The following is a 22,103-nucleotide window of genomic DNA, read 5'->3' as shown; positions in this document are numbered from 1 at the left end:
GCTCAGTAGCGGCCCTCGAACCAGGCGCGCGCGGCCACCGTGTGCAGCGGGAAGGCCAGCTCCTCCGGCCTGCGCAGAAGGTGCCAGCCGGCCGTCTCGTCCGTGGCGGCGGACTGCGGCAGGTGGTCGGCGGGGCGTTCCGGGAGGACTCCGAAGAGCAGCAGGTGCCCGTCCGGCGAACTCATCGCGTCGGCGAGACGGACATCGCGGCTCGCCGCCTCGATGCCCGTCTCCTCCCTCAGTTCACGGACGAGGGCCTGCCGCCAGTCCTCGCGATGGTCGACATACCCGCCGGGCAGGGCGATCCCCCCGCGCGCGGGGGCGATGGTTCGGGTGATGACGACCAGGGCGGCGCCCTTGGTGTCGTACACGGGCTGGAGTGCCACCGCGACGGGCAGCGGGTTGCGGTAGGCCACGGCGCCGCAGACGGGGCAGGTGCGGGGCCAGCCGGAAACGCCCTCTCCGTAGGGCGCTCCGCAGCTCGAACAGTGGGAGTCCGGCGCGGAGTTGTCGGTTGATAGTTGATTTACGGACACGCGGCGGACTGTATCCGATCATACGGACGGGACCCTTCCGGGGGCTCCTCAGGACACCGGCGTGAGGGAACTCGCGGAAACGGGGAAGTCGAAGTACGTGTCCGGATAGAGCTCGGGCTTGAACGTGAAGTGCCACCACTCCTCGGCGAGGTTGACGAAACCGAGGGTCTCCAGGGTGTCCTTCAGGAGGAGCCGGTTCGCACGCTGCTCCCCCTGGATGCGCGGGTCGAGGGTGTGGGAGAGGGTGTCGAAGCAGTCGTAACCCGTGCCCATGTCCACCGAGTTGTCCGGGAAGCGCTCGCTCTGGGGTGCGTAGCAGGACACGAGGGGTTCCCCGGGGACGTACGGCCTGGTCGGTTTCGCGGGGAGTTTCACGATCGTCAGGTCCATGGTGGAGCCCCTGCTGTGGCCCGACTTCTCCGCGATGTAACCGTCCTCGAACAGGCGGGTCTTGTCGACGTCCGGATAGAACTCGCCCTTCATGGTCTGGTCGTCGAGGTCCTCGGCCCAGCGGACGAAGTGGTCCACGGCGCGCTGCGGGCGGTAGCAGTCGTACACCTTGAGGGTGTAGCCCTGCGGGCGCAGCTTCAGCTGGGCCTGGTGGAGAGCCTCGGCCGCGGGCCTGGTGAGGATGCAGATCGGCTGCTCGTAGCCGTCGATGGGCTCGCCCACGAAGTTGTGCGGGGTGAAGTAGCGCATCTCCTGGATGATCGTCGGGTCGACTGACCTCAGGGCCACGAAGTCATCGGGTGCCCCGGCTTCCGGGGTGGATCCGACGGCGGGAGCGGAGGCGGCCAGCAGCAGGGCGAGCGCTGTCATCAAGCCACGTACTGCGACAGGAAATCGTGTCATGCCCCCTGCATTTATCAGTTGTGGATCTCTCCGGGGAAGCGATCCGATGCGATCCTGCCCGATCGGGCACCAGGGACGGCCGGAACCACCCCCGTGGACCCCGGCCGTCCCTACCGATACGACGACGCACGGACGGGGTGTCCGGTTCTGTGCGACGGCTGCCCAATCCGAAGTGACCGTGTCACACTTCTGACGTTCCGTCAGATCCAGGTCTCTGGAGGGAATGTGACACGTACCCGCACACCTGTGGTCGCCGGGTGGTTCACCGGGGACGGGGACGGCTTCCGGCTCCTCGGTACCCGCTGCTCGGCCTGCGCCTCGGTGTTCTTTCCCCGCGAGGACGTCCACTGCCGCAATCCGGGGTGTCCGGGCGGCGAGTTGGCCGAGGTGCCGCTGTCCCGGCGCGGGCGGGTCTGGTCGTACACCGACGGCCGCTACCGGCCGCCGTCACCCTATGTGACGAATCCGGAACTTCCGTGGGAACCGTACGCGTTGATCGCTGTGGAGCTGGAGCCCGAGCGGATGGTGGTGCTGGGACAGGCGGTTCCCGGGGTCACCGTCGCCGATCTGACGGTGGGCATGGAGATGGAGGTCGTCGAAGGCGTGCTCCACGAGGACGCGGAGACGACCTGGACGACCTGGCACTGGCGACCGACGGGGGTGGTGAAATGACCGGAGAGGTGGCGGTGCTCGGTGTGGGCATGCACCCCTGGGGCAAGTGGGGGCGTGGCTTCGCCGAGTACGGCGCGAGTGCCGCGCGCGGGGCACTCGCCGACGCGGGGATCGACTGGCGGGACGTCGATTCGGTCGTCGGGGCGGACACCGTGCGTGGCGGCTATCCCGGTTATGTGGCGGGGGCGACGTTCGCCAAGGCGCTGGGCTGGCAGGGCGCCCGGGTGACGAGCGTGTACGCGGCGTGCGCGTCCGGGGCGCAGGCGGTCGCCGTGGCGCGCGCGCAGATCCTCGCCGGGCTGGCGGAGGTGGTGCTCGTCGTGGGCGCGGACTCGGCGCCGAAGGGGTTCTTCCGGCCGGCCGGCGGAGAAAGGCCCGACGACCCGGACTGGCTGCGGTTCCGGGTCCTGGGGGCGACGAACCCGACGTACTTCGGGCTGTACGCGCGACGGCGGATGGCCGTACACGGGGACACCCTGGAGGACTTCGCGCAGGTCAAGGTGAAGAACGCCGCCCTGGGGGCGCTCAACCCGAACGCGCGCTACCGCAAACGGGTCACGGCCGACGAGGTGGCCGCGTCCGCGGTGGTCGCCGATCCGCTCCGGCTGCTCGACATCTGCGCCACCTCGGACGGCGGGGCGGCGCTGGTGCTGACCGGTATGGAGTTCGCGCGTCGGCACGGGGTGGCGGAGCCGGTGCGGATCCGGGCGGTGTCGACGGTGACCCCGCGGTACCCCACGACCGTGCTGGACCTGCCGGACATCGCCACGGACTCCGCGGTGGCCGTGGAGCCCACGGACGGGACCTTCCGGGCGTCGATCGCACGGGCGGCCTACGAGGAGGCCGGCATCGGCCCCGAGGACCTGTCCCTGGCCGAGGTCTACGACCTGTCCACGGCCCTGGAGTTGCAGTGGTACGAGGATCTGGGCCTGTGCGGCGAGGGCGAGGCGGCGAAGCTGCTGAGGGAGGGCGCGACGGCCCCGGGCGGGCGCATACCCGTCAACACCAGTGGCGGTCTCGCCTCCTTCGGAGAGGCCGTGCCCGCGCAGGCCATCGCGCAGGTGTGCGAGCTGGCCTGGCAGTTGCGGGGGGACGCCGGTGACCGGCAGGTCGCGAGTGCGCGCGTGGGCATCACGGCCAACCAGGGCCTGTTCGGGCACGGTTCGTCGGTGATCGCGGTGCGGTGAGGAACAGGTGGGCGGGGAGTGTGTATGGAGTGCACGCCCAACTGGGAACTTCCACGCTCTGTGATCAGCCCGGAATCGTGCGTGAACACCTCGTGAACTGCGCCCGGGCGTACGCCTGGAGCGCCAAAATGCTGCCGTGCCCTCCTGGACGGACGCTCTCCGTTTCGCCTTCCAGCCGGTCGTCAATCTGACGACCGGCGGCGTCGCGGCGCTGGAGATACTGGCCCGCCCGGAGAGCGGCGACATCCTCGCCCAGGCTCGCCGTGACCCCGAACTCGACGGCTGGCTGGCCGCGTTGGCGGTACGGGCGGCGGCCGCCCGGGAGACGCTGCTGCCGCTCCACGTCAACGTGTTCGCCGGGACCCTCGCCGACCTCGGTGGGCTCGCCGCCCTGCACGACGCCGTGCGCGAGGCGGGGCGGCTGCCGTGGGAGGTGACCGTGGACGTGGTCCCGCCGTACACGCACGTGCCGCAGCGGGCGCTCCTGGAGGCGGTGGCCGTGCTGCGGGGAGAGGGCTTCCGGATCTGCGCGGACGGCGTCGGCGACGGGGACGTCCCCCTGCGGCTGCTCACGGACCTGGCGCCCGACCTGGTGAAGCTGGACACGTCCCTGCTGGACCGGCCTGCCGCGGTGCGGGCGATGCGGACCCTGTGCGAGCAACTGGGCGCGCTTCTTTCCGTGGAGGGCATGGAGACCGAACTGCAGTGCGCCGCCGCGGTGTCGGCCGGGGCGCAGCTGGCCCAGGGCGAGCTGTTCGCCCCGCCCGCCCGGCTGCCCGTGGCCGACGTATACGTTCCGCCGCTGGCCCCCGGGCTGGCCGCCACGCCCCCTTCCGGGCCGTCGGTGCGGCAGTTCGTACGGCCCGCCGCGCTCCTGCCGGCCACCGCGTCGGCGGGCCGGGTGCGGGCGCTGCTGACGGGGTCGCCCGACGTGTCCGGGGTGGTCCTCGTGGACGAGACCGGGGTGCCCGTCCGGTCCGTGCACCGGTCCCGCTTCCTGCTGTCGATGTCGGGGCGTTACGGCCACGCCCTGTACGCCGACCGGCCCGCCGCCAAGCTGGGCGACCCGCCGCGCACGGTCGGCGTCGACGCGACCGCCTGGGAGGTCTTGGACGTGGTCGCGGACGGCGACCGGGACCGTACGTCGGACGACGTGGCGGTCGTCGACCGGTACGGGCGGTGCGTGGGCGTCGTACGGCTGGCGGATCTCGTACGGGCGCTCGCCGAGAGCCGGGTCGAGGAGGCGGCGGGGCTCAATCCGCTGACGCGGCTGCCCGGTTCGGACACGATCACCGCGGAGGTGGACCGGCGGATCGCGGCCGGGCGGGTGTTCGCGCTGAGCTGGCTGGACGTCGACCACTTCAAGCGCGTCAACGACGGTGCCGGGTTCGCGGCCGGTGACGAGCTGATCCGGTCGGTGGGGCGGGTGTTGTCGCACTCGGCGTCCGGGAGCACGCGCGTGGGGCACATCGGCGGGGACGACTTCCTCGTACTGACGGATCCGGAAGGTCTCGATCCGCTGGCGTCGGCGGTGCTCGACACGCCCTGGTACGCGGGCGGACACGCCGTCACGCTGTCCCTGGCGACGGTCCTGTGCGCGCCTGGCAGCGTCGCGGACCACCGGCAGGCCGCTGCGTGCCTGGCGCCGCTGAAACAGGCGGCGAAGTCCCTCCACGGGGCGAGCTGGGTGCTCGGCCGGGCAGGTCTGCCCGGTCACGAGATCCTGCGGGGTTCGGGGCTGGCACCCGCGCAGGCAGGGTGAGGGCGGCAGAGACGCCGTTCAAGGCAACCGCCACCGCATCCGCGAGGGGCGCCTCAACCAGTGTCGTCGGCGACCTTGACGCTCACAGGACGTCGGAGAACACTTCCGGTGTCAGTCGGCATCGCCACACATTCTCGGCGTAATCAGGCAATGCGCCGTGCGGGCCCCAACCGCACCACGGGCCATTTCCATGCGGGCGATCCGGCTGCGACGGCACGCTCGTCACGGACGCCGGGCGGGGCGCGGGAACTCCCTGTCCCCGGCTGAAGTAGCCATGGGAACGCACCCTGCAAGGTCGACCGGGGCCGGACCGCCCCGGGCGAAGGCCTAGGAGCCGCCATGAGCAATGGGGACATCTTTGTCGGCGAGATCATCGGTACAGCGATTCTGATCCTCTTCGGCGCCGGCGTGGTCGCCGCCGTCGTACTGAACTACTCCAAGGCGAAGGACGCCGGCTGGATCGTCATCACGTTCGGCTGGGGCTTCGGCGTGCTCGCCGGGGCGTACACCGCCGCACCGCTGTCCGGCGGGCATCTCAACCCCGCGGTGACCATCGGGATCGCCGTCGACACCGGGGACTGGGACAAGGTGCCCGTGTACATCGCCGGGCAGATGGTCGGCGCCTTCCTCGGCGCGGTCCTGTGCTGGCTGGTGTACTTCGCCCAGTTCCAGGCCAACGCGGAGGAGGAGATCGCCCAGCCGACGCTCGGGATCTTCTCCACCACGCCGGCGATCCGCAATCCCGTGGCGAACCTGGTCACCGAGATCATCGCGACCATGGCGCTGGTCCTGCCGATCCTGGCCTTCGGCCTGACCAAGGGGCTCGGCGAGTCCGGCACATCGATCCTGATCGTCTCCTTCCTGGTGGTCGGCATCGGTCTGTCGCTCGGCGGTCCCACGGGGTACGCCATCAATCCGGCCCGTGACCTGGGCCCGCGCATCGCCCACGCCCTGCTCCCGATACCCAACAAGGGCACCTCGGACTGGAGTTACGCGTGGATCCCGGTGGTGGGGCCGCTGATCGGCGCCGCGCTGGCGGGGATCGTCTTCAACGCGGCCTTCTGACACGCACGCGCGCGTGCCGGGGCCGCAGAATTCCGGAGCTTCCCACGAAGGGGACGTCATGACGGACAAGTTCGTCGCCGCGATCGACCAGGGCACCACGTCCAGCCGCTGCATCGTCTTCAACCAGGACGGCGCGATCGTCGCCGTCGACCAGCGCGAACACCGCCAGATCTTCCCCAAGCCCGGATGGGTGGAGCACGACGCCACCGAGATCTGGTCGAAGGTGCAGGCTGTGGTCGCGGGCGCACTCGCCAAGGCCGGGCTGCGCGCCGACCAGCTCAGCGCGCTCGGCATCACCAACCAGCGTGAGACGACGGTCCTTTGGGACCGCGCCACGGGCAAGCCGGTCCACAACGCGATCGTCTGGCAGGACACACGTACGGCCGCGCTCTGCAACGAACTCGGCGGCGCCGACGGGCAGGACCGTTTCCGCGAGCAGACCGGGTTGCCCCTGGCCAGCTACTTCTCCGGCCCCAAGGCGGCATGGCTGCTCGACAACGTGCCGGGGCTGCGGGCCCGCGCCGAGCACGGCGAGATCGCCTTCGGCACCATCGACTCCTGGCTGATCTGGAACCTGACGGGCGGTACGGACGGCGGGCGGCACGTCACCGACGTGACCAATGCCGGCCGCACCATGCTGATGGACCTGGAGACCCTCCAATGGGACGCGTCCATCCTGTCCGCGATGAACGTCCCCGAGGCGGTCCTCCCCGAGATCAGGTCCTCGTCCGAGGTGTACGGCACCGCGGTGGGCCAGCTCGCGGGCGTCCCCGTGGCCTCCGCGCTGGGCGACCAGCAGGCCGCGGTGTTCGGCCAGGCCTGCTACGACGTGGGGACGGCGAAGAACACGTACGGCACCGGCAGTTTCCTGCTGCTCAACACCGGCAACCGTCCCGTCCCGTCGAAGAACGGCCTGCTGACGACGATGGGCTACAAGATCGGCGGCGAGGCCCCGGTGTACTGCCTGGAAGGGTCCATCGCGATCACCGGGGCGCTCGTGCAGTGGTTCCGCGACCAGCTCGGCATCATCCGTACCGCCGACGAGATCGAGACGCTCGCGGCGAGCGTCGACGACAACGGCGGCGCGTACATCGTGCCCGCCTTCTCGGGCCTGTTCGCGCCCTATTGGCGCTCCGACGCGCGCGGGGTGGTCACCGGCCTCACGCGGTACGTCACCAAGGGGCATCTGGCGCGCGCGGTGCTGGAGGCGACGAGCTGGCAGACGCGGGAGGTCGTGGACGCCATGTTCCAGGACTCCGGGGTGAGCATCACGACCCTGAAGGTGGACGGCGGCATGACCAAGAACAACCTGCTGATGCAGCACCAGGCGGACGTCCTCGGGGTGCCGGTCATCCGTCCGAAGGTCTCCGAGACGACATGCCTGGGAGCGGCGTACGCGGCCGGGCTCGCGACCGGGGTGTGGAACGACCTCGACGAGCTGAAGTCGCACTGGCAGAAGGACGTCGAGTGGACACCTGCCATGGAGGCGTCGGTGCGCGACCGCGAGTACCACAACTGGCGCAAGGCCGTGGAGAAGAGCTTCGGCTGGGAGGAGGAGGGCCGGGGCTAGAACCACCGCTCTGAGCGGAAAACGAGGTCCACGCGCGCGCGTGCCTTTGGACCGCGGCCCGTACCCCGGTCGGCGGGGGTACGGGCCGTGCGCGTGCGGAGCGGTGAGGGGCTGTCAGGTGGTGACGGTCGCGCGGCGGTCGGCCGCGTACGCCATCGCGTGCTGGACTACTCCGATGAGGACCTCCTTGACCGACTCCCGGTCACGCGCGTCGCACAGCAGGAGCGGCACACTTGCGTCGAGGTCGAGCGCCGCCCGGACGGACTGCGACGGGTAACGGGCCGCTCCGTCGAAGCAGTTGACGCCGACGAGGAAGGGTATGGAGCGCCGCTCGAAGTAGTCGACGGCGGCGAAGCTGTCCTCCAGACGGCGGGTGTCGGCGAGGACGATCGCACCCAGAGCACCGGTGGCGAGTTCGTCCCACAGGAACCAGAAGCGGTCCTGTCCCGGCGTCCCGAAGAGGTACAGCACCAGGTCCTCGCGCAGCGTGATGCGGCCGAAGTCCATGGCCACAGTGGTGGTGTGTTTGCCCTCCACCCCACTGGTGTCGTCGACCGGGCGGCCCGCCTCGGTGAGCAACTCCTCGGTGCGCAACGGCTTGATCTCGCTGACCGCGCCGACGAGGGTCGTCTTGCCCGCGCCGAATCCGCCGGCCACGAGGATCTTGAGCGTGACGGGCTCGACCGGGGGCTTGCCGCGCTCAGAACGCCCGAAGATCATCGATCTCTTCTCCTGCTGGTTCGGGGTCGGTCGGCGGTGGGCCGTAGCCCCCGCCGCCGGGGGTTTCGATGACGAGTACGTCGCCGGGGCCGACGTCCGCCGAGTCGCTGCCGCCGAGCACGGTCACTGTGCCGTCCGCACGCTCCACGCGGTTGGCCCCCAGCGCGCCCGGCTCGCCGCCCGCCATACCGTACGGCGGAACCCTGCGGTGCTGCGACAAGGTGGACACAGTCATCGGCTCGTTGAACCGGAGACGGCGCACCGCCCCGTCTCCACCGCGCCATTGTCCCGCACCGCCGCTGCCGTGCCGTACCGCGAACTCGTCGAGCCTGACCGGCAGTCGCCACTCAAGGACCTCGGGGTCGGTGAGCCGCGAGTTGGTCATATGGGTCTGGACGACGGACGCGCCCGGAAAACCGTCGCCCGCGCCGGACCCGGAGGCCACGGTTTCGTAGTACTGGTACCGCTCGTTACCGAAGGTGACGTTGTTCATCGTGCCGGAGCCCTCGGCCTGAACGCCGAGCGCCCCGTACAGGGCTCCGGTGATGGCCTGCGAGGTTTCCACGTTGCCCGCGACGACAGCAGCCGGCGGCTCGGGAGCGAGCATCGAAGCGGGCGGTACGACGATGTCGAGCGGGCGCAGACAGCCGTCGTTGAGGGGGATGTCGTCGTCGACCAGGGTGCGAAAGACGTACAGGACGGCCGCATTCACCACCGCGAAGGGGGCGTTGAAGTTGCTGCTCAGCTGTGCGGAGGTGCCGGTGAAGTCGACCGTCGCGGAACGTTTTTCGCGGTCCACGGTGACACGGACCCGGATGACGGCTCCCGAGTCCGTCTCGTAGGCGAACTCGCCCTCTTCCAGGGTGTCGATCACTCGCCGGACCGATTCCTCGGCGTTGTCCTGGACGTGCTTCATGTATGCCTGGACGACGTCGAGGCCGAAGTTGTCGATCATCCGGGCGACTTCGTCGACGCCCTTCTGGTTGGCGGCGATCTGGGCGCGCAGGTCGGCGAGGTTGGTCCTGGGGTTGCGGGAGGGGTAGGGCGCCTCGGTGAGCAGCCGGAGGGTCTCCTCCTCGCGGAAGCGGCCGTTCTCGGCGAGCAGCCAGTTGTCGAAGAGGATGCCTTCCTCGTCGATGGTGCGGCTGTCGGCCGGCATGGAGCCGGGGGCGATCCCGCCGATCTCGGCGTGGTGGCCGCGCGAGGCGACGTAGAACAGGATGCGGTCACTCTCCGTGTCGCCGCTGCCCGCTGTCGTCCGCCCGGTGCCGAAGACCGGGGTGATCACGGTGACGTCCGGGAGGTGGGTGCCGCCGTGGTACGGGTCGTTGACGGCGTATGTGTCGCCCGGGCGCATGCCGTCGCATCGGCGTTCGATGACCTCCTTGACGCTCGTCCCCATGGATCCCAGGTGAACGGGGATGTGGGGTGCGTTCGCGACCAGGTTTCCGTCGGGGTCGAAGAGGGCGCAGGAGAAGTCCAGGCGCTCCTTGATGTTGACGGACTGGGCGGTGGATTCCAGCCGGGCGCCCATCTGTTCGGCGATCGCCATGAAGAGGTTGTTGAAGACCTCCAGCAGAACCGGATCGACTTCTGTGCCGAGATCGGAACTCTGCGTAACCGCCACGCGTTCCATGACCAGATGCCCGTCGTCGGTCGTCGCGGCCTGCCAGCCGTCGTCGACGACGGTCGTGGCACTGGCCTCGGTGATGATCGCCGGGCCGGTGACCGTCTCGCCGGGGGGCAGTTCCTCGCGGCGGTGCAGGGGTACGTCGTGCCAGGCACCGCCCGTGTGGAGGGCGGCCGTCTCGGGGGCGGTGGTGCGGGATTCGAATGCGGTGAGAGCGGAGAGATCGGGGGGTTCGGTGATGCCAGTGGCTTCCACGGAGAGGGCTTCGACGACCACAGGGCGGTCGAGGGTGAAGGAGTACGTGGCGCGATGACGTTCTTCGAAGGCGTGTTTCATCGCGTCGGGCTCCCCGAGCCCGACGGTCAGGGTGGTGTCCGTGCCGTCGTAGCGGAGCTGGGCGCGCCGGGTGACCTGGATGCGGTCCTCGGGGACGTCCTCGGCGAGGAGTTCGGCCCTGGCGGCGCCCTCCAGGTCTTCGGCGGTCTTGAGGACGCCGGGCATGGAAGCGGGTTCCAGGGGTGCCTCGACGGACTGTTCGCGCATGGCCGTGGTGTCGGCGAGTCCGATGCCGAGCGCGGACAGGACACCGGCCATGGGCGGCACCAGCACGGTCCGGATGCCGAGCGAGTCGGCGACCATACAGGCGTGCTGTCCACCCGCCCCACCGAAGGTGGTGAGGGCGTAGCGGGTGACGTCGTGGCCCTTCTGCACGGAGATCCGCTTCACGGCGTTGGCGATGCCGGCCACGGCGATCTGCAGGTAGCCCTCGGCCACCTGCTCCGGGGTGCGGTCGTCGCCGGTCCGTTCGCGGATCTCGTCGGCGAGGGCGGCGAAGCGGTCGCGGACGAGGGTGTCGTCGAGGGGCTGGTCGCCGTCGGGGCCGAACACCTTGGGGAAATGGGCGGGTTGGATGCGCCCGAGGGCCACGTTGGCATCCGTGACGGTGAGCGGGCCGCCACCGCGGTAGCAGGCGGGGCCGGGGTCCGCGCCCGCGGAGTCGGGTCCCACGCGGTAGCGGGAGCCGTCGAAGTGGAGGACGGAGCCGCCGCCGGCGGCGACGGTGTGGATGTCCAGCATGGGGGCACGCAGCCGGACACCCGCGATCTGGGTGGTGAAGACGCGTTCGTACTCGCCGGCGAAGTGCGAGACGTCGGTGGAGGTGCCGCCCATGTCGAACCCGATGACGCGGTCGAATCCGGCGAGCTGGGACATGCGGGCCATGCCGACGATGCCGCCGGCCGGCCCGGACAGGATGGCGTCCTTGCCGCGGAACTGGCCGGCTTCGGTGAGGCCTCCGTTGGACTGCATGAACATCAGCCGCACGTCCTGGAGTTCGTCGGCGACGTGCTGGACGTACCGGCGCAGGACGGGCGACAGGTAGGCGTCGACGACAGCCGTGTCCCCGCGCGGGACGAGCTTCATGAGTGGGCTGACCTCGCTGGACAGCGAGATCTGCGGAAAGCCGATGCGGGCGGCCAGGGCGCCGATGGCCTGTTCGTGGGCGGGGTGGAGGTGGCTGTGCATGCAGAGCACGGCGACGGCGCGGATCCCGTCGTCGTAGGCCTCCTGGAGCGGCCCGGTGAGAGCGTCGAGGTCGGGGGCGCGCAGGACGGAGCCGTCGGCGGCGATGCGCTCGTCGGCCTCCACGACGCGTTCGTGGAGCGGCCCGGGGAGGTCGATCCGGCGGGCGAAGATGCGGGGGCGGTTCTGGTAGGCGATGCGCAGCGCGTCGCGGAAACCGCGGGTGACGACGAGGAGGGTGCGTTCGCCTTTGCGTTCGAGGAGCGCGTTGGTGGCGACGGTCGTCCCCATCCGGACGGCCTCGATGGGCTCCCGGGAGTCCCCCAGGAGCTCGCGTACGCCTGCGACGGCCGCGTCGGCGTACCGGGCGGGGTTGTCGGACAGCAGCTTGTGGGTGACCAGGCCGCCGTCCGGGCGCCGCGCGACGATGTCGGTGAAGGTACCGCCCCGGTCGACCCAGAACTGCCAGCCTGTCACGTCTCTACCCCGCTTCCGCGCTGCTCAGAGCGCCCGGAGGCCGTTGATCACATCGCGCAGAATACTCTCGTCCACCAGCTCGGCGGGGGGTACGGGGCGCGTCACATGGACCATTTCCTCGTCCACGAGGTCCCCGATGAGGACCCGCACCACGCCGATGGGGAGATTGAGTTCGGCAGCGAGTTCGGCGACCGACTGGGGGGCGTCACGGCAGAGTTCGACGATGTCCACGTGTTCCGGGGACAGCATGTGGTCCGCTTCCGGATCGTCCGCGTGCGCCTCCGTGACGACCACCGCGATCAGGTCCAGGCGGTGCTGGGCCGCATGGCTGGTGCGGCCCCGCGTCATGGCGTACGGACGGACGACCGGTCCGGCCTCGTCGTCGAACCAGTGGCTTCTGGGCTGACCGTCTCCGCTCATGTCATCTCACTACCCGCCTGCGGGCAGATCGGTGCGCGGAGCGGCCGCCAGATGTACACCGACACGCTTCACCAGGAGAGTCATCTCGTAGGCGACCTGGCCCACGTCCGAGTCGGCGTCCGAGAGCACGGCCAGGCAGCTGCCGTCCCCGGCGGCCGTCACGAACAGAAAGGCGTCGTCGAGTTCGACGACCGTCTGGCGGACGTTGCCCGCGTCGAAGTGACGTCCCACGCCCTTGGCGAGGCTGTGGAATCCGGAGGCCACGGCGGCCAGGTGTTCGCTGTCCTCCCGGCTGAGGTCCTTGGAGACCCCGGTGGGCAGTCCGTCGCCGGAGAGCACGAGTGCTCTGCGGATGCTGGCCACCCGGTCCACGAGGTCGTCGAGGAGCCAGTTGAGTTCGCCGGACGCCTTGTCACTCGCGCTCTGGCCGGTCGCCTTCGGTGCGGTCATCGACCGTCCCCCTTAGTCGTTCCTTGTGCTGTGCCGTCCTGGGCGTCTTCGCCCGTGGCGTTCTCCTCACGACCACGCTGCCAGCCACGCTGCAACGAAGCCATGCGGCTGCGGACCTGGTCGGCATCACGGTCGAAGAGGTCGGCTCCGTCCTGGGTACGGGACTTCGCCCGTTCGGCCCGCCGCTCCGGGCCGTCCCTCAGCTGCGGCGCCAGGTTCGCCTGGCGTACGCGGCGGGGCAGCCCAGCCGTACCGGACGCGGCCGGATCCGCCGCCGCACCGGGGTGGGAGGCTGTCCCGCCGGAGCCACCACGCCGGTCGCGCTGCGGAAGGGCCGGCGCTTCCGGCGACAGGTCGCCGAGGCCGTTGCGGCCGGCCTCGGCTCGTCCGCCCGCGCCACGGGAGGGCGCGTCGGGACGGTCGGTGACCGATCGGTCGCCGAAGCGTGAGACGGGCGGTTCCATGCGGTCGGTGAAGGACCTGGAGCCTGCCGAGTCCGCACGTCCGTCGAGGCCTCGGCCGACGGTTTCCCCTCGGCTGTCCCAACCGCGCACCGGAGGTTCCGTGCGGTCGCCGAAACCGTCACCCGGACTGCCGCCGGACCGGCGGACCGGTGTCTCGCCCCGGCGGCGGGCCGGGAGCGGGGCCAGGGCGTCCGGGTCCGACGAACCAGCGCTGTCCGGCTGTTCGTCCGCCGGGGCCGGGCTGCGCCGGGAAGGCTGGTCCGTGACGGGACGACCGTGGGAGCTGACCAGCTTGGGCGTCCGGCGGCGCGGCAGCGCCACGGCGTCGTCCGGCCGGCCGACCGCACTGTCGGGGGCGGTTTGGCCCCGGTCCTCGGAAAACTGCTGGCGCGGGTCGATCGGGAGGTCGCTCGTCTCGTCCGTCGCTCCGGTGATCGAGCGGCGTGGCCGAAGGAAAACGCCCTGCTCGCCGTCCGCATCGCCGAAGGAACCGGGAAAGTCGTCGAGGGCGTCCAGGTCGACCGGCGCCTCCAGCTCGACCGGGCCGTCGATGAGCGAGGCGGGCAGTCCGGGAAGGCGCACGGGTGCCGAGGAGAGCGCGGCCTTGCGGCCCTCCTCGAACGCGGCCTCTTTGGAGGGCTGGGCGCGGTCGAGGCGGAAGCCGATGCCGTTGGTGTCCGGGACGTCGTCCGTGAGGAGCGCGTCGGGGACGAAGACGACGGCCGTGGTGCCGCCGTACGGGGACGGCTGGAGGGAGACTCGGACGTTCTGCCGCTGGGCGAGCCGACTGACGACGAACAGGCCGAGCCGGTCCGTGTCGGACAGTTCGAACTCGGGTGTCTCTGCGAGCCGCAGGTTGGCGTCGAGAAGTGCTTCGGCCGCCATGCCCAGGCCCCGGTCGTGAATCTCCAGGGTGAACCCGTTGGCGACCCGTTCGCCCAGGACCTGGATGGCCGTGTGCGGGGGCGAGAACACCGTGGCGTTCTCCAGGAGTTCGGCCACGAGGTGGGTGAGGTCGGCGACGGCCGGGCCGGTGACGGCCATCCGCGGCAGCCTGCGGACCTCGATGCGCTCGTAGTCCTCGACCTCGGCGACGGCGGCGCGTACGACGTCCATCAGCTGGACGGGCTTGCGCCACTGCCGGGAGGGGGCCGCTCCGGAGAGGATCACCAGGCCTTCGGCGTGCCGGCGCATACGGGTGGTGAGGTGGTCGAGGCGGAACAGGTCGGCGAGTTCGTCGGTGTCCTCGGTCCTGCGTTCCATGGTGTCGAGCAGGGTGAGCTGCTTGTGCAGCAGGACCTGGCTGCGCCGGGCGAGGTTGACGAAGACCTCGGAGACTCCGGAGCGGAGTTCGGCCTGTTTGACGGCGGCCTCGACGGCGGCGCGCTGGAGGGTGTTGAGGGCCTGGCCGACCTCGCCGATCTCGTTCTTGTCGTACTCCAGGCGCGGTACCTCGGTCTCCACGTCGACCTGTTCGCCGGCCGACAGACGGCGCATCACGCTGGGCAGCCGCACGCCCGATGCCTCGTGGGCCTCGAGGCGGAGCTGGCGCAGGTCGCGGATGAGGGCACGGCCGATGCGTACGGACAGGACGAGGGAGAACAGCAGGGCGACCAGTCCGAGGACGCCGGCGACGACGGCTTTGACGATGACGCCCATGACTACAGGGCGGACCCGGTCCTGATAGCGGTCGCCCGACTGGTCGTTGAGCTTGCGGAGTTCGTCGAGGACATCGCCCGCGGTGGTGTCCCAGCTCTTCGCGGTGACGCCGCGGGGCCGGCCGGACTCGGCGCCGATGGCGGCCTGTTCGGCCACCCGGAGCGGTGCGGTGGAGGCGTTCTTCCAGAACCGCTCGTAGCGTGCGCGGTCCGACAGCGGGAGCAGCGGCAGGCTGACGTCGTACATGACGGTGCGCTGTGCCACGAGGTCGGAGATGTCACGGGATTCGTCGCGGGAGACCTTGCCGACGACCAGGGCCGAGCCGAGCAACGCGTCCTCGCGGGAGAGCAGTTCGCGGGCGCGGGCGGTGTTGACGAGGGCGCGGGCCTGCTTGTCCATCTCGAGGTTGTCGATGATGTGCAGGTTGGCGAGCAGGACGTAACAGGGGTCGACCAGGCGGTTGTAGAGGTCGAGGGCCTGGGACCGGGTGACGGTGCCTTCCTCGACGCTGCGGCGCAGCGGGTCGATACCGTCGAACGCCTCCAGGACGGCGCTGAGGCGCTCGCTGTCACTGTCGCTGATCGAGTTGCGTACGTCGGATTTATCGGCGTTGTCACGGATCTCGCCGATGACGTCGTCGGTGGCGCTGCGGCTGCGTCGAAGGGCCGCCAGTGCGTCGGAGGCACGGGGGTCGGCGAGGTAGACGAGGGTCTGCCGGCGCTCCTGCTGGAGCACGCGCACGGCGTCCTCCGTGGGGTAGCTGACCTTCTCCACGATCGACGACACATTGAACAACTCGGCCGCCTCACGACCCGTGAGCACCGTGGCGAAGCCCCAGATCGCGGTCAAGGACACCAGCGGCACGAGAAGCAGCGCCACGATCTTCCGGCGGATGGACTTCCCGCGAAAGCGCATGGCCTCCCCCAGCTCGCCCCCGCCAGTGCGGGGGTACACATGTGCGTCAATAATCGGCGTGAGCCTACTACTGACCCACAGAGAACTCGAAGACCTGTCCGGAGGCTGAACTTCCGTCCTGCTGGCGAGAGATGGCGAGTTGTCCGATCATTAGGGGAGATTGCCTCCACGAATCCGGCATCGGCCGCAGGACGGCGGCCGTCGGCCAACCTGACCGTTTGGCTGGATTTTTGCGTTTGATGGGAATCTTCGAGACACGTCGTTCGTCTTTGTACACAGGAAGTGGGCAGCGGAACCGTCAGCGGGGTCCGCAAACCCGCGTCCGGGCGGCGTAGAACAGTGCAAGCCGGGCAACCACTGGGGAGCCGGTGTCCACAGACATCGGGACGGGCGGTCTTGCCGGGCGGTGGGGAGTGGCACGTGATGGGCACGGCGGAACGACGCGAAGCGCTCGGGAACGACGTTGCGGCACCCTTGGCGGCGGTCCGTGGTCCCGAGGCGCCTGATGACGGCCTCGCGACGGCGGACGGGCGCGAAGTGCCGGCGAACACGGGCAGAAGGGAAGGGAGCGCGATGGACGGGAACATCAGCGCACAGCCCTCCTATCGACAGCTGTGGGTGGAGGAGCCCGCACGTCGGCGCCGACTGCCGGATCCGGTGCGTACGGCGGCCGTACGGGCGGTGCTCGTCATCGCCGTCACGCTGATCCAGGCGATGGTGGCCTTCCTGTGCACGCTGGCCGGTTCCTGGCTGGCCTTCCCGATGGTGCTCAGCAGTGTGGCCAGCACGGTGGTGGCCACCTGGGCCGCGCTCGACGTGTGGGTGACACGCCAGGTCTGGAACCAGCGCAACGGCGTGGTGTCGACCCCGAGCAGCACTGCACGAGCGCTGCGCCGCGAGCGTCGCAAGGCCCGGCGGCAGGTTCGGGCTGCCGCCCGGACGCAGGAGCGGATAGCCAGGCAGGGCGGCGGTTCCGGGCAGTTGTCGCACCCCTGAGACCCCGATCGCCGTCGCGCCTCCGCGGGCGGCGGCATCGAGTTCCGCGAGGACGTCCAGGCGTTCACCCCTCTCGGCAGCGCAGCCCTCGGCACCCGCTCCACCGACACCTCACCATCACAAGTAATCGCACACACTTGCGCCCGTTGTGGGTGAACGCCGCCTGCGATGGCATCGCGGTCGCGCCCGAAGGGTGGTGTGCTGGTGCCGGACGAACAGCACATGGGTTCCAGAGACGCAGGCACCCCCTCCGGCCGGGTACATCGACCGCCTCCAGCTGACGTGTCGAAGATCACATTCGGCATGAACCGTCGTCGGCCGGGGAGGCGCCCAGCCGCAAGGGCGCCTTGCTACGGCGCTGACCAGGAGGAACAAGAACATGCCCGAACTCTTCATCGGCGGTGCGTGGAGGTCCGCGCTCGACGAGCGCACCCGGGAGATCCGCTGTCCCGCCGACGGTTCACTGGTCGGTGTAGTCGACGAGGCGGGCGGCAAGGACACGGTGGAGGCGATCGCCGCCGCCCGCCGTGCCTTCGACGAGGGCCCATGGCCGGGCACTCCGGCGGGTGAGCGCGGTGACCTGCTGCTGCGCGTCGCCGACCTCATGGTCCGCGACAAGGACGTCCTGGCTCGCGCCGAGTCCCTGGACACCGGAAAGCGGCTGGTGGAGAGCGCGTACGACATCGATGACATCGTCAACTGCTTCCGCTACTTCGGGCGGCTCGTGGCGAGCGAGACCGGGCGGGTCATCGACACCGGTTCGCCGAACGTGGACAGCCGGGTCGTGTACGAGCCGGTCGGCGTCTGCGCGCTGATCACCCCATGGAACTACCCGCTCCTCCAGACCGCGTGGAAGGTCGCCCCGGCCCTCGCGGCCGGAAACACCTTCGTCCTCAAGCCGAGCGAGCTGACCCCGCACTCCGCGATCCATCTGATGCGGCTCCTGGACGAGGCGGGACTGCCCGCGGGCGTGGCCAACCTCGTCCTCGGCGCCGGTCCGGAGGCGGGCGCGCCGCTCGGCGACCATCCGGACGTCGACCTCCTCTCCTTCACCGGCGGGCTCCAGACCGGCCGCCGACTGATGGCCGCGGCAGCGGGAACGGTGAAGAAGGTCGCGCTCGAACTCGGCGGCAAGAACCCGAACATCGTGTTCGCCGACGCCGACTTCGACACGGCCGTCGACATGGCGCTCACCGCCGTGTTCCTGCACTCCGGGCAGGTCTGCTCGGCCGGGGCCCGGCTGCTGGTGGAGGACTCGCTGCACGACCGGTTCGTCGACGAGGTCGTCCGGCGGGCCCAACTGATCCGGCTCGGCGGCCCGTTCGACGAACAGGCGCAGACGGGCCCGCTGATCTCCGAGGCGCATCGCGCGAAGGTCGAGGCGTATGTCGCCCAGGGCCTGGCCGAGGGCGCGGTGCTGCGCTGCGGCGGGGCGCGTCCCGAGGGGCTCGACGACGGCTTCTACTACCCGCCGACGGTGCTCGACGAGTGCGACGCCCGGATGACCGTCGTACAGGAGGAGTCGTTCGGTCCCGTGCTCACCGTGGAGCGGTTCACGGACGAGGCGGAAGCCGTCCGGCTCGCCAACGACACCGTGTACGGGCTCGCCGGGGGTGTCTTCACCACCGACGAGGCCAAGGCCCAGCGGGTCGCGGCCCGTCTGCGGATCGGCACGGTGTGGATCAACGACTACCACCCGTACGTCCCCCAGGCGGAGTGGGGCGGCTACAAGCAATCCGGCTTCGGCCGCGAACTCGGGCCCTCGGGACTCGCCGAGTACCGCGAGGCGAAGCACATCTGGCGGAACACCGATCCCTCGCCGCAGGGCTGGTTCTCGTAGCACCCGCCCCACTACCCACCCCACCCCACGTCTGCCACTCCCTCGTACGTCGTTCCCTCCGCACGTCTTGAATGTGCGCTTTCATTGATCCCACCCCATTGATCCCGGCACCCGCAACGAGCCGCTCCGCTTCCTCCCACTCCCCCAGGCCCACCAGGAGTCCGCTCATGGCTACGACCGAAAAACCCACAGGCCCAGGGCACACGGACGACGCCGAACTCGCCGAGTTCGGCTACAAGCCCGAACTCAAGCGCACCCTCGGCAACTTCCACACCTTCGCGGCCGGGATCAGCTACATCTCGATCCTGACCGGCACCTTCCAGCTCTTCTACTTCGGTTACGGCAGCGGCGGTCCCGCCTACTGGTGGTCGTGGCCGATGGTGTTCGTCGGCCAGTTCATGGTCGCGCTCTGCTTCGCGGAGCTGGCCGCCCGCTATCCCGTGGCCGGCTCGGTCTACAACTGGTCGAAGAAGATCGGCAATCCGCATCTGGGCTGGCTGGCCGGCTGGATGATGCTGATCGCCTCGATCGTGTCCATCGCGGCGGTGGCGCTCGCCTACCAGCTCACGTTGCCGCAGATCTCCGACGTGTTCCAGATCGTCGGGGACGGCACCGGAAAGTACGACGTGGCGACCAACGCGGTGATCCTGGCCACGGTGTTGATCCTGTTCACAACTGTGGTGAACGCCTTCGGCGTCAAGCTGATGGCCACGATCAACACGGCGGGTGTCTTCATCGAGCTCGTCGCCACGGTCGTCCTGATCGTCCTGTTCGCCGTGCACATCACGCGCGGCCCGCAGGTGGTCCTGGAGACCAACGGCACGGGCGCGAACCACAGCGCCGGCTACCTCGGCGCGTTCCTGGTGGCCTCTCTGGCATCCGCGTACGTCATGTACGGCTTCGATACGGCTGCCTCGCTCGGCGAGGAGTCCGTGAACCCGTCCCGGAACGCGCCGCGCGCGATCATCCGGGCGATCGTCGCCTCCTTCGTCCTCGGCGGACTGATCCTGCTCCTCGCGCTGATGAGCGTCTCCAGTCTGAAGGGCGAGCAGCTGTCCACGGACGGCTTGCAGTACATCGTGCTCGACGTCCTCGGGTCCACGGCCGGCAAGGCGATGCTGTGGTGCGTGCTGATCGCGGTCACCGTCTGCGCGCTCGCCGTCCACACGGCGGCGATCCGGCTGGCGTTCGCGATGGCCCGCGACAACAACCTGCCCGCGTCCTCGCTGCTCGCGAAGGTCAGCCCGCGCTTCCAGACGCCGGTGCTGCCCGCCGTGATCATCGGTGTCCTCGCGCTGGCGATCCTGGTGGTCAACATCCGCCAGCCGCAGATCTTCACCGTGGTCACCAGCATCGGCATCATCATGATCTACCTCGCCTATCTGGGCGTCACCGGGCCGATGCTGGTGGCGCGGCTGCGCGGGAAGTGGCAGCCGGCCGGTGACGGCAAGTTCTCGCTCGGCCGCTGGGGCCTGCTCGTCAACATCGGCGCCGTCGTCTGGGGCGCAGCGATGACGACCAACCTGATCTGGCCGCGCGCCGAGGTCTACAACGCGACCGCCCCCTTCCACTGGTATCTCCAGTGGGGCGCGGTGCTGTTCGTCGCGGTCATCGCGGGCGGCGGCTTCGCCTACTACTGGTTCATCCAGCGGCACCGGACAGGTGTGCTCGCCGGACACCGTTTCGAGGAGCCCTCGGCCGGGTCCGCCGGTCCCCTCACCGCTCCGGCGTCCGACTGAAGGAGGTCACCCGCTCATGGACCAACCACTCATGGACCAACCGCTCCTGAACACCGAGGAGTTCGACTATGTGGTGGTGGGCGGCGGCACCGCGGGGAACGTGGTGGCGGCGCGGCTCTCGGAGGACCCGGCCGTCACCGTGTGCGTGCTGGAGGCGGGCCCGAGCGACGTCGGCGACGACGACGTCCTCAAACTGGAGCGCTGGATGGGCCTGTTGGAGTCCGGCTACGACTGGGACTACCCGGTCGAACCGCAGTCCAGCGGCAACAGCTTCATGCGGCACGCCCGTGCGAAGGTGCTCGGCGGCTGCTCGTCCCACAACTCCTGCATCGCCTTCTGGGCCCCTGCCGAGGATCTCGACGACTGGGCGGCGGCGGGCTGTACGGGCTGGAGCGCGGCCGACCTCTTCCCGCTCTACCAGCGCCTGGAGACCAACGACGCCCCCGGCGACCACCACGGCCGCACCGGCCCGGTGAAGCTCCGTACGCTGAAGGGCGAGGACCCGTGCGGCAATGCCCTGCTGGAGGCGTGCGCGCAGGCGGGCATCCCGATCACGCCCTTCAACACCGGCGACACCGTGGTCCGCGGGGCCAACTGGTTCCAGATCAACTCCGACGAGAACAACATCCGTCAGTCGTCCTCGGTCGCCTATCTCCACCCGGTCATGGACAAGCGACCGAACCTGGAGGTGCGGACAGGGGTGCGGGCGAAGCGGCTCGTGCTGGACGGGCGGCGCTGCGTGGGGGCCGAGTATCTCGACCCGGATCTGATCCACACCCGGACCGTACGGGCGCGCCGCGAGGTCGTTGTGTCGTGCGGCGCGATCGACACCCCGAAGCTGCTGATGCTGTCCGGCATCGGACCGGCCGAGCAACTGCGCGAGGTGGGCGTCGACGTGGTCGTGGACTCGCCGGGCGTCGGTGAGAACCTCCAGGACCACCCCGAGGGCGTCATCATGTGGGACGCCAAGCAGCCGATGACCACGACGTCCAGTCAGTGGTGGGAGGCGGGCATCTTCTACGACACCGAACCGGGCCTGGACCGGCCCGACCTGATGTTCCACTACGGCTCGGTGCCGTTCGACATGAACACGGCGCGCTGGGGCTATCCGACCTCGGAGAACGCGTTCTGCCTGACTCCCAATGTGACCCGGGCGAAGTCGCGCGGCACGGTGCGGCTGCGCACCCGCGACTACCGCGACAAGCCGATGGTCGATCCGCGGTACTTCACCCACGAGCACGATGCGCGCGTGATGACGTACGGGCTGAAGCTGGCACGTCGTATCGCCGCGCAGCCCGCGCTGAGCGGGTGGGCGGGGGCGGAGCTTGCCCCCGGGCCGGATGTCCGGACGGACGAGGAGTTGTTGGACTACATCCACAAGACCCACAACACCGTTTATCACCCGGCCTGCACGGTGAAGATGGGGGCGGATGATGACGCGTCGGCTCCGCTGGATGCGCGGTTGCGGGTGAAGGGGGTTGAGGGGTTGCGGGTTGTTGACGGGTCTGTGATGCCGGAGTTGGTGTCTGTGAATCCGTGTATTACGACGATGATGATCGGGGAGAAATGTGCGGACCTTTTGAAGGGGGACGCATAGGGGTGGTGCGGATCATGGGGAACTGCTGCGC

16 protein-coding genes are annotated in these 22,103 nt (G+C 69.8%); 9 read left to right on the top strand and 7 right to left on the bottom strand.

Annotated features, from left to right (window positions below):
* Nucleotides 1-2: 2 nt before the first annotated feature.
* Together OG787_RS41545 and OG787_RS41540 are read right to left on the bottom strand one after the other, a co-directional pair.
* Entirely contained in the window at nucleotides 3-536 is a 534-nt protein-coding gene (locus OG787_RS41545; RefSeq protein WP_369032117.1) for an NUDIX domain-containing protein, read from the bottom strand.
* Between the two features lie 48 nt (nucleotides 537-584).
* Nucleotides 585-1,388, bottom strand: a complete 804-nt coding sequence (locus OG787_RS41540; protein WP_369032116.1) for a M15 family metallopeptidase — start codon at nucleotides 1,386-1,388, stop codon at nucleotides 585-587.
* Between the two features lie 246 nt (nucleotides 1,389-1,634).
* Between OG787_RS41540 and OG787_RS41535 the strand changes: the two genes are divergently transcribed.
* The 5 genes from OG787_RS41535 (at nucleotide 1,635) to glpK (ending at nucleotide 7,644) form a co-directional block, all read left to right on the top strand.
* On the top strand, nucleotides 1,635-2,060 hold the full coding sequence (locus OG787_RS41535) for a Zn-ribbon domain-containing OB-fold protein (RefSeq protein WP_405540736.1): 426 nt from the start codon (nucleotides 1,635-1,637) through the stop codon (nucleotides 2,058-2,060).
* Entirely contained in the window at nucleotides 2,057-3,247 is a 1,191-nt protein-coding gene (locus OG787_RS41530) for a lipid-transfer protein (protein WP_405538743.1), read from the top strand. Before OG787_RS41535 ends, OG787_RS41530 begins: the two co-directional genes overlap by 4 nt.
* Nucleotides 3,248-3,383: 136 nt before the next feature.
* Nucleotides 3,384-5,009: a GGDEF domain-containing protein gene (locus OG787_RS41525; protein WP_405538741.1), complete on the top strand. Its 1,626-nt coding sequence runs from the start codon at nucleotides 3,384-3,386 to the stop codon at nucleotides 5,007-5,009.
* A gap of 339 nt (nucleotides 5,010-5,348) precedes the next feature.
* Nucleotides 5,349-6,074, top strand: coding sequence for an MIP/aquaporin family protein (locus OG787_RS41520; protein ID WP_369032113.1), 726 nt, complete (start codon nucleotides 5,349-5,351; stop codon nucleotides 6,072-6,074).
* A 58-nt stretch (nucleotides 6,075-6,132) separates the two neighbouring features.
* Complete coding sequence (gene glpK / locus OG787_RS41515; RefSeq protein WP_369032112.1) at nucleotides 6,133-7,644, top strand: glycerol kinase GlpK; 1,512 nt, start codon at nucleotides 6,133-6,135, stop codon at nucleotides 7,642-7,644.
* Between the two features lie 114 nt (nucleotides 7,645-7,758).
* Here glpK and OG787_RS41510 read toward each other — a convergent pair whose 3' ends face one another.
* From OG787_RS41510 to OG787_RS41490, 5 genes are read right to left on the bottom strand one after another with little or no spacing between them, the layout of a single operon-like run.
* Complete coding sequence (locus tag OG787_RS41510; protein WP_369032111.1) at nucleotides 7,759-8,364, bottom strand: ATP/GTP-binding protein; 606 nt, start codon at nucleotides 8,362-8,364, stop codon at nucleotides 7,759-7,761.
* Nucleotides 8,345-11,992, bottom strand: coding sequence for a hydantoinase B/oxoprolinase family protein (locus OG787_RS41505; RefSeq protein WP_405538740.1), 3,648 nt, complete (start codon nucleotides 11,990-11,992; stop codon nucleotides 8,345-8,347). The genes OG787_RS41510 and OG787_RS41505 overlap by 20 nt, the downstream gene beginning before the upstream one ends.
* A gap of 24 nt (nucleotides 11,993-12,016) precedes the next feature.
* Complete coding sequence (locus OG787_RS41500) at nucleotides 12,017-12,412, bottom strand: DUF742 domain-containing protein (RefSeq protein WP_369032109.1); 396 nt, start codon at nucleotides 12,410-12,412, stop codon at nucleotides 12,017-12,019.
* A gap of 9 nt (nucleotides 12,413-12,421) precedes the next feature.
* Entirely contained in the window at nucleotides 12,422-12,862 is a 441-nt protein-coding gene (locus OG787_RS41495; protein WP_369032108.1) for a roadblock/LC7 domain-containing protein, read from the bottom strand.
* The gene (locus OG787_RS41490; RefSeq protein ID WP_405538738.1) at nucleotides 12,859-15,900 is read right to left on the bottom strand and encodes a nitrate- and nitrite sensing domain-containing protein; all 3,042 of its coding nucleotides are present in this window, start codon (nucleotides 15,898-15,900) and stop codon (nucleotides 12,859-12,861) included. The genes OG787_RS41495 and OG787_RS41490 overlap by 4 nt, the downstream gene beginning before the upstream one ends.
* Before the next feature lie 423 nt (nucleotides 15,901-16,323).
* Between OG787_RS41490 and OG787_RS41485 the strand changes: the two genes are divergently transcribed.
* From OG787_RS41485 to OG787_RS41470, 4 genes are all read left to right on the top strand, one after another.
* On the top strand, nucleotides 16,324-16,896 hold the full coding sequence (locus OG787_RS41485) for a hypothetical protein (RefSeq protein WP_369032106.1): 573 nt from the start codon (nucleotides 16,324-16,326) through the stop codon (nucleotides 16,894-16,896).
* 379 nt (nucleotides 16,897-17,275) lie between these two features.
* The gene (locus tag OG787_RS41480; RefSeq protein WP_369032105.1) at nucleotides 17,276-18,736 is read left to right on the top strand and encodes an aldehyde dehydrogenase family protein; all 1,461 of its coding nucleotides are present in this window, start codon (nucleotides 17,276-17,278) and stop codon (nucleotides 18,734-18,736) included.
* Nucleotides 18,737-18,903: 167 nt separating this feature from the next.
* Nucleotides 18,904-20,475, top strand: coding sequence for an APC family permease (locus OG787_RS41475; protein WP_405538737.1), 1,572 nt, complete (start codon nucleotides 18,904-18,906; stop codon nucleotides 20,473-20,475).
* A 16-nt stretch (nucleotides 20,476-20,491) separates the two neighbouring features.
* Complete coding sequence (locus tag OG787_RS41470) at nucleotides 20,492-22,072, top strand: GMC family oxidoreductase (RefSeq protein WP_405538736.1); 1,581 nt, start codon at nucleotides 20,492-20,494, stop codon at nucleotides 22,070-22,072.
* The last annotated feature ends 31 nt before the right edge of the window (nucleotides 22,073-22,103 follow it).

Source organism: Streptomyces sp. NBC_00075 (assembly GCF_045041225.1).
GTDB lineage: Bacteria > Actinomycetota > Actinomycetes > Streptomycetales > Streptomycetaceae > Streptomyces > Streptomyces adonidis.
The sequence above is the reverse complement of the archived record's forward strand: the minus strand, read 5'-3'. Positions and strand labels throughout refer to the sequence as shown.

Bases quoted from the DNA above. Each gene is read 5' to 3' on its own strand.
- OG787_RS41540 (WP_369032116.1), bottom strand. From the start codon at position 1,388: ATGACACGATTTCCTGTCGCAGTACGTGGCTTGATGACAGCGCTCGCC.
- OG787_RS41530 (WP_405538743.1), top strand. From the start codon at position 2,057: ATGACCGGAGAGGTGGCGGTGCTCGGTGTGGGCATGCACCCCTGGGGC.
- OG787_RS41520 (WP_369032113.1), top strand. From the start codon at position 5,349: ATGAGCAATGGGGACATCTTTGTCGGCGAGATCATCGGTACAGCGATT.
- glpK (WP_369032112.1), top strand. From the start codon at position 6,133: ATGACGGACAAGTTCGTCGCCGCGATCGACCAGGGCACCACGTCCAGC.
- OG787_RS41510 (WP_369032111.1), bottom strand. From the start codon at position 8,364: ATGATCTTCGGGCGTTCTGAGCGCGGCAAGCCCCCGGTCGAGCCCGTC.
- OG787_RS41500 (WP_369032109.1), bottom strand. From the start codon at position 12,412: ATGAGCGGAGACGGTCAGCCCAGAAGCCACTGGTTCGACGACGAGGCC.
- OG787_RS41495 (WP_369032108.1), bottom strand. From the start codon at position 12,862: ATGACCGCACCGAAGGCGACCGGCCAGAGCGCGAGTGACAAGGCGTCC.
- OG787_RS41490 (WP_405538738.1), bottom strand. From the start codon at position 15,900: ATGCGCTTTCGCGGGAAGTCCATCCGCCGGAAGATCGTGGCGCTGCTT.
- OG787_RS41485 (WP_369032106.1), top strand. From the start codon at position 16,324: ATGGGCACGGCGGAACGACGCGAAGCGCTCGGGAACGACGTTGCGGCA.
- OG787_RS41480 (WP_369032105.1), top strand. From the start codon at position 17,276: ATGCCCGAACTCTTCATCGGCGGTGCGTGGAGGTCCGCGCTCGACGAG.
- OG787_RS41475 (WP_405538737.1), top strand. From the start codon at position 18,904: ATGGCTACGACCGAAAAACCCACAGGCCCAGGGCACACGGACGACGCC.
- OG787_RS41470 (WP_405538736.1), top strand. From the start codon at position 20,492: ATGGACCAACCACTCATGGACCAACCGCTCCTGAACACCGAGGAGTTC.